The 332-nt window shown below is 20.2% G+C and carries 1 protein-coding gene; it reads right to left on the reverse strand.

The features are described 5' to 3' along the window. Nucleotides 1-149 precede the first annotated feature (149 nt). Nucleotides 150-332, reverse strand: a 183-nt coding sequence (locus LUA84_RS01300; RefSeq protein WP_231434081.1) for a hypothetical protein, incomplete at its 5' end; no start/stop codon positions are given.

The following is a 332-nucleotide window of genomic DNA, read 5'->3' on the forward strand; positions in this document are numbered from 1 at the left end:
CAATATTTATCATATGAAGAATTATTAGATAATGTTGAAAGGGAATTAATATTAAGAGGGTGCTNTAAAAAGGATAAAAAAATTAGATATTAGATAATCATANNNNATCTTGTATATATTTTTTGCCAGTTCTTTTAAATTCATTTGCTTTATATATTTCTCTTCCAACATATATTGAAATGATCATATGATGTAAAAAATGGTAGTCCCTTTAATCTAATATATATTTCATCAACGTTTTCAGATCTAAATTTAAAATCTAAAATTGTATTATTATAACTTCTATGTTCTATAAATGTTTTATTATCTTCATTATATATTATAAAATTACC

It is taken from the genome of Candidatus Nanopusillus massiliensis, assembly GCF_920984865.1.